Origin of the sequence: Streptomyces sp. NPDC005706 (genome assembly GCF_040631045.1) — a bacterium.
Classification (GTDB): domain Bacteria; phylum Actinomycetota; class Actinomycetes; order Streptomycetales; family Streptomycetaceae; genus Streptomyces.
The window spans coordinates 1-5,855 of record NZ_JBEXYS010000066.1 but is presented as its reverse complement, the minus strand read 5'-3'; the positions used below and the strand labels follow the sequence as shown (position 1 = coordinate 5,855).

Here is a 5,855-nt window from a genome sequence, read left to right as displayed (position 1 = left end):
AGAAGCAGTGCCTCATCGACACCGTTGGCGGGCTGGGCCAACGGCTCAAGGCCGTCCGCCGGGAAGAGCAAAGCCTGGTTCCCGCCGGAGTCCGGTTCCCAGTCGCCGCACATTCCCGGATCGTTCTGGCATGCGAACAGGGCCAGGAATCCCCGGTGCCCAAGCCCATCCCCAAGGTCGTCCAGGACCACCTGGGCGAGGAACTGCATCGGGCCGTTGCACGAAGCACAGCAGGGCCAGAGAGTTTCGGCCGGCGCCAGAGGCACACCACCGGTCCGTGTCACTGGAGCAGTCGGCGAAACCGCACCTGCATCGATCATGAGAGTCGTCACGGCCTGGACTCTAGAACAGAGCAGTGACCCAGCCCGCAGGCGCCAGCCAAGGCATCCCGCCATCACCGTGACGAACGTGCCTCACACCCCGGCAAGCCGCTTGACCTGCCGAAACGGTGCTCTCACCAGAGATGGGCTTCGGCGGGAATGCGCTGCCGGGCGGTGTGGTTGACATGGCTGTCTGACATGGCCGAGTCAATAGATTCGGGGTGTGGGACAAGGGAAGGAGCCCCCTCATGGCACGCAGCACCGCGCGGCCCGTCGTCACGCTGAGGTCGACGGCCGGTACCGGAGCCGTCCACGTGACCCGCAAGAACCGTACTAACGATCCCGACCGGCTGGTCCTGCGCAAGTACGACCCCGTGATCGGCAAGCACGTCCCGTTCCGCGAGGAGCGCTGACACCCGCCTTCGCCGCCCGGCGACGGAGGCTCCCGAGGAGGGACATTCGATGAAGCCCGGCATCCACCCCGTCTCCCGCCCCGTCGTCTTCCGCGACCGGGCGTCGGGGTTCCACCTGCTCACCCGCTCGACCATCGACACCCGGCAGACGCTCCAGTGGGAGGACGGCACCACCTACCCGCTCGTCGACGTCGAGACCTCGTCGGCGAGCCACCCGTTCTACACCGGCAACGCGCGCGTCGTGGACACCGCGGGCCGCGTGCAGCGCTTCGAGCGGCGCTACGGCCGTACCGCTTCGGCCCGCCACTGACTGCGGGCCCGTTCGATCCGCCCGAGAGGAGGCCCTCATGAAGGTGCGCACGTCCTTGCGCTCACTGAAGACCAGGCCCGGCGCCCAAGTGGTGCGCCGACGGGGCGTGACCTTCGTCGTCAACAAGAAGGACCCCCGCTTCAAGGCCCGGCAGGGCTGACGTTCCGCCCCTGCCGCGCGTCCAGCGTGCGTCGGTCGCCTCGTGGAATGCCGCGGGCCCGCGCCGGTTGGCCCCTGGGGGCGGCCGGCGCGGGCCCGGCTGAACCGGTGGACGTGCCGGCCTCAGCCCCGGACGGTCGCGCTGTTCCGGGAGACCGGCATGGCCCGGGTGATCGCCCGGATCTGCCGGACGGCCGGCCGGGTACCGCAGGGGTTCGACGCCCGCCGGCCGGCGCCACTGCCTGGCCGGCCCTTACCGGCGGCCCGCGCGGCTCAGTGCCGTGGCGGGGCGCGGGCCCGCTGCGTCCATGTGCTGCGAGATCTTCCTGCTGTCCCGAAAACGCCGAGGCCCGGCACCCGCCCGGCGACCACCGGCTCGCTGCGGGGGAGGGGCGGGGCTGCCCGCGATGGCACGCGTGATCTTTGCCGCGGCATTCATCATGATCGCCGGTATTCCTGTCCTTCACCGCCTCACTGGCCGTGGTCGTGGTCGTGGTCGTGAGGATGCTCCACCCCGGGATGGGCGATCAGCGTGATCGTCGACGAGCCATGTCGGGGTCTGCCGGCCCTGTGGCGGTGGTCGTGCCCTCGGGGCTTGGGGCCAAAGGCCGTCAGCGGCTGAAGGTGCCCAGTTTGTTGGCGTCGAGGTGCTCGATGGTGACGCTCGTGGCCTTGCCGGAACGGGTGTGGAACGTGACGCCGGACAGGCCGACAGCGTTCTCGCCCTGTGTCCGGTAGCTGAAGGTGTCACCGGTGTAATGCCTCAGGGGGAACGACATCTTCAGCGGGCCCAGCGTCATGCTCAGCTTGCCGCTGTTGTCACGGGTGACGGTGAGCGGCCCGTAGTACTCGTTCGCATAGGTGCCCGTGTAGACGTCGTCGGCCCGGGCCGGGGCGGCTTTGGCGGGCGGCTCGGCGTAGTTCGTCGGGGAGCGGCCCGTGTAGGCGGCGGCCTGCACCACTTTTCGGTAGAAGGCCAGCCAGTCGACGGTCTGCCTGCCGTTCTGGGCGATGTCGAAGAACGCGGCGGCCACCGCCTCCGGCACGCCGATGGGCTGCCCGTTCGTCAGTACCACGATGCCGAGCCGTTCGCTGGGCAGCAGGGTGACCTCGGTCGCGGCGCCCAGGTCGAAGGCGCCGGAATGGTTCAGGCGCAGCCGTCCGCGCTCGTCGTACCCGACGTTCCAACCGAGCCCGTAGAAGCCCGGCTCACCTGCCGGGGCGAGTGGGTCCATCGCCACGGCGTGCGGGATGCGGGTCTGGTCCAGGGCTGCCGGGTCGACCAGCTGCTTCCCGTCGAACGCGCCGTTGGCCAGTTGCAGGCGCATCCACCGGGAGAGGTCGTCGACGTTCGAACTGGCACCGCCCGCGGGCGCCTGGCTGTCGGCGTTCTCGGTGGTGGAGGGCTTCCAGCGTCCGTCGACCTCGACGTGGGCGGACGCCTTGTCCGCGGCCTTGTCATAGTCGGTTCGCCGGTAGCTGGAGTGACCCATACCCAGGGGCTTGAACAGCGTGTCCGCCGCCAGCCGCGGCCAGCTGGTCTTCGCCGCGTCGGCCACCGCCACGCCCGCCTCGGTGAGGCCGTAGTTGGTGTAGGCGTAGGTCGCGCGGAACGCGGTCAGCGGCTCGAGCCGCAGGTGCCCCAGGATGTAGTCGCGCTGGTAGCCAAGGTCCTCCAGCAGGTCACCGGCGTGGTCGGGCAGTCCACTGCGGTGGGAGAACAGGTCCGCGACCGTCACGTTCGCCGTCACGTACGGGTCCTTGAGCGCGAAGCCCGGATCATGGACGGCTATCCGGTCGTTCCAGCCGACCACCCCGCGTCCTACGGCCCCGGAGACGACGGTCGACGACAGCGGCTTGGACAAAGACGCCAGCTGGAAGACCGTCCCGGGACCGACCTTGCCGCTCTTGCCCAGCTCACGGACGCCGAAGCCCTTCGCGTACACGACCTTGCCCTGGTGGACGACGCCCACGGCGACCCCCGGCACCCCCGTCTTGCGCATCGCGTCCCCCACCAGGCCGTCGAGCCGGCCCACGGCGGTTCCCACCTGCGCCCGCGTCAACTGAGGTGGCGGTTGCTTCGGCGGCGTCGGGGCGAGCGACGCCTCGGCGGACGGACTGCTGGTCGCGGCGCCCGTGCCGGCGCATCCAGGCAGCACCGCCCCGAGCACACCCAGGCACACCACCGCGGCACCCACCTGGGCCCGCCGGCACAGCGTTCTCCCGCGACGCCGATTCGCCATCGTCCAGATACCTCGCGCTCGGATGCCCTCGGGGGCACGCACGGCACCCGTTCCATACTCGCCTCAGCGGCGGACCACGGCACTCGGGAACCGCCGAACAGGATGAGACGGACAGGCACTGGCCGGCGGTATCACCACGGCCGGCCTCGCCCGCCCCGGCGAGGCCGGCCCTTCATGGCCGAGCTTGACCTCGACCGCGGCACGGTCGGCGTCTTCGACGGCGACCTCATGGTCGGCTGCTCCTGCGCAGCGCACAAGCCGATGGCGGTGCGAGCGGAAAGTCGGATAACCCGCAGGTGTCTCGGGTAGAAAGGACGCCGGGTGTCCCTGTGCGGGCGCCCCTCACCACCAGCCGGGCCTGCCCCGGCGAGAAACGAAGGACAACAGCATGGCCAGCGGCACCGTGAAGTGGTTCAACGCCGAGAAGGGCTTCGGCTTCATCGCCCAGGACGGCGGCGGACCGGACGTTTTCGCGCACTACTCCAACATCGCCGGGAACGGTTACCGCGAGTTGGTGGAAGGCGAGAAGGTCACCTTCGATGTGACACAGGGACAGAAGGGGCCCCAGGCGGAGAACATCGTCCGGGGCTGACGTCACCGCCCTGCCCCGCCCCGCTCATGCAGAAAGTGGCGGCACCGACGCGGGCGGAGCGGCCCGGTGGCTCGCGGGGCCCATGACCCACAGGTCGCAGGTTCACGTCCTGTCCCCGCTGAGAGACGGGAAAGGCCCGGTCACACGGGCCTTTCCCATGCCCCGCGCTGATGGGCATGGGTACCCGGCCGGTGTCCGGCTGCCTGGAACGCAAGCCCCAGGTGCGGGCCTTCTGCGAGATGAGCGACGCGTACGCGAACGTGCAGAAGCCGAGGACCCGTCAACCCCGCTGGTGCGACCTGTGCCGTCCACCCACCGGTTTCAACGGCCTGGATACAGAACGGCCGTTCGCGCAGTGGCTAATGCTGCTCCCACTGTTCCTTGGTGATCTCGTACCGCACGCCCCCGTGCTCGGAGCCCTCGACCATCTCCATGTCGGGGGGAGTGGGGATGGTGTCCGCGAGCGTCATGGCGAGCTTCTCCATGATGTTGCGCGAACCGTGGTTCACGGTCATCGTCTCAGCCCAGACCATGCGCACACCGAGCCCCGTGAACGCCTTGCCCAGCAGAGCCCGCGAGCCTTCGGTGGCATAACCCTTGCCCCAAGCCGCCTGCCGCAGCCGGTAGCCGAGTTCGACCTCGTCCAGTGGTCCCTGGGGCTCGGGACGCAGGCAGAACCAGCCGATGAACGCGCCGCCGTCCTTCTCGTGCGCGGCGAACAGTCCAAGATCGCCGCGCCACCTCTCGTAGCCGGCGATGATGTTCGGCAGGTGGCGCTCGCGGATGATCTCCGGGGCGGTCGGTTCACCCCCGGTCAGATAGCGCATCACCGCGGCGTCGCTGTCCAACTCGATCAGCAGGTCCGCGTCGTCGGTAGTGAAGCGGCGCAGGGTCAGGCGCTCGGTCTCCAGGTAGGCGTGCACACAGTTGATCATGCCTAAGGCGGGTCGGGCAGTTCAACGGCTTTACTCGGACGCACTGTCGGCGAGCGCGCGGGCTGCGCGGACGGGACGGCAGGGACCTTGCGGGGCAGGGTCTTGGCGACTGGGACGAAAGCGAGGGAGAACCCGAGGCCGGCGGGCGCATCGAGCACCACACAGCGCGCGATCACCGCGTTTCCCCTGATGTCGACTGATCCGTCGCGTGCGCAGTGACGCGCACCCGAGTCGGCGAGTGGTGGAGGGAAGCTGTTTCTCCGCCGCGGCCACCACGGGAGGCCGTAGGTGGCGTCGACGTCCCGCGCAGGCGTCGAGAGCGCAGCCGCAGGTGAACCGGCCGGGCCGGAGCTCAGCCAGGGGCACGACCCTTCCGCATGCCAGTGAGGAAGATGTCCGGGCATCGATCACGAAGAAAATCTGTCATGACGGAAGTAGACATTGGGGTGTGGTGGGGGTACCGTTCTTGCTGTACCTAGGAAGTCCAAGTGGGCACGGCAGACACGAACTGCCATGCGAGCAGGTCAGCACGACGCGACCCGGAAGGGCCGCGAGCAGTACCGATTCAGCAGTACAACCCAGTAACCGAAGGTAAGGAGCCGAACGCCATCAGGATCGCCCGGGTGAGAGAGGAGTCCGCCCGGGTACCGCAAGGCCTTGGATTGGAAGGTGGTCCCCGGTCACGCATTCGCGATCCCCGCAGTCTCGCCCTCCCGGGCGGACCCTGCGGACACAGAGAGCCGGCGCAGTCAGCCGGTAGATGGTGTTGAAAGCTCGGGGCCCGGGGGGGGGGGGGGGCGCCCCCCCCCCCCGCCCCCGCCGCGATAATAAAATAAAATGAACACAGCAGACAAAATCACACAAAAAACAAAAACAGTTTTAC

Annotated in this window: 6 protein-coding genes and 1 pseudogene; 4 read left to right on the top strand and 3 right to left on the bottom strand. The window is 69.0% G+C overall.

The genetic code is table 11. The features are described 5' to 3' along the window. Nucleotides 1-320: pseudogene (locus tag ABZ478_RS39160) on the bottom strand (hypothetical protein); the annotation flags it as partial. Between the two features lie 248 nt (nt 321-568). On the opposite strand from ABZ478_RS39160, the gene rpmG reads away from it, so the two are divergent. Genes rpmG through ykgO form a run of 3 tightly spaced genes read left to right on the top strand, consistent with a single transcriptional unit; the run spans nt 569 to nt 1,203 of the window. Then, entirely contained in the window at nt 569-733 is a 165-nt protein-coding gene (gene rpmG, locus ABZ478_RS39155; protein ID WP_358940593.1) for a 50S ribosomal protein L33, read from the top strand. A gap of 49 nt (nt 734-782) precedes the next feature. After that, nucleotides 783-1,043: a type B 50S ribosomal protein L31 gene (locus ABZ478_RS39150; RefSeq protein ID WP_359557556.1), complete on the top strand. Its 261-nt coding sequence runs from the start codon at nt 783-785 to the stop codon at nt 1,041-1,043. 37 nt (nt 1,044-1,080) lie between these two features. Next, nucleotides 1,081-1,203 carry a type B 50S ribosomal protein L36 gene (gene ykgO, locus ABZ478_RS39145; protein ID WP_359557554.1) on the top strand — a complete coding sequence of 41 codons (123 nt, stop codon included), beginning with the start codon at nt 1,081-1,083 and terminating at the stop codon, nt 1,201-1,203. Between the two features lie 610 nt (nt 1,204-1,813). On the opposite strand, the gene ABZ478_RS39140 is transcribed toward ykgO, so the two are convergent. Continuing rightward, nucleotides 1,814-3,445, bottom strand: coding sequence for a serine hydrolase (locus ABZ478_RS39140; RefSeq protein ID WP_359557552.1), 1,632 nt, complete (start codon nt 3,443-3,445; stop codon nt 1,814-1,816). A 388-nt stretch (nt 3,446-3,833) separates the two neighbouring features. On the opposite strand from ABZ478_RS39140, the gene ABZ478_RS39135 reads away from it, so the two are divergent. Then, complete coding sequence (locus tag ABZ478_RS39135) at nt 3,834-4,037, top strand: cold-shock protein (protein WP_358940336.1); 204 nt, start codon at nt 3,834-3,836, stop codon at nt 4,035-4,037. Between the two features lie 359 nt (nt 4,038-4,396). Here ABZ478_RS39135 and ABZ478_RS39130 read toward each other — a convergent pair whose 3' ends face one another. Next, nucleotides 4,397-4,960: a GNAT family N-acetyltransferase gene (locus ABZ478_RS39130; RefSeq protein ID WP_359557551.1), complete on the bottom strand. Its 564-nt coding sequence runs from the start codon at nt 4,958-4,960 to the stop codon at nt 4,397-4,399. Nucleotides 4,961-5,855 lie beyond the last annotated feature (895 nt).

What these genes read in the sequence shown, in the direction of transcription:
- ykgO (WP_359557554.1), top strand. Translation starts at nt 1,081, where the DNA reads ATGAAGGTGCGCACGTCCTTGCGCTCACTGAAGACCAGGCCCGGCGCC.
- ABZ478_RS39140 (WP_359557552.1), bottom strand. Translation starts at nt 3,445, where the DNA reads ATGGCGAATCGGCGTCGCGGGAGAACGCTGTGCCGGCGGGCCCAGGTG.
- ABZ478_RS39135 (WP_358940336.1), top strand. Translation starts at nt 3,834, where the DNA reads ATGGCCAGCGGCACCGTGAAGTGGTTCAACGCCGAGAAGGGCTTCGGC.
- ABZ478_RS39150 (WP_359557556.1), top strand. Translation starts at nt 783, where the DNA reads ATGAAGCCCGGCATCCACCCCGTCTCCCGCCCCGTCGTCTTCCGCGAC.
- rpmG (WP_358940593.1), top strand. Translation starts at nt 569, where the DNA reads ATGGCACGCAGCACCGCGCGGCCCGTCGTCACGCTGAGGTCGACGGCC.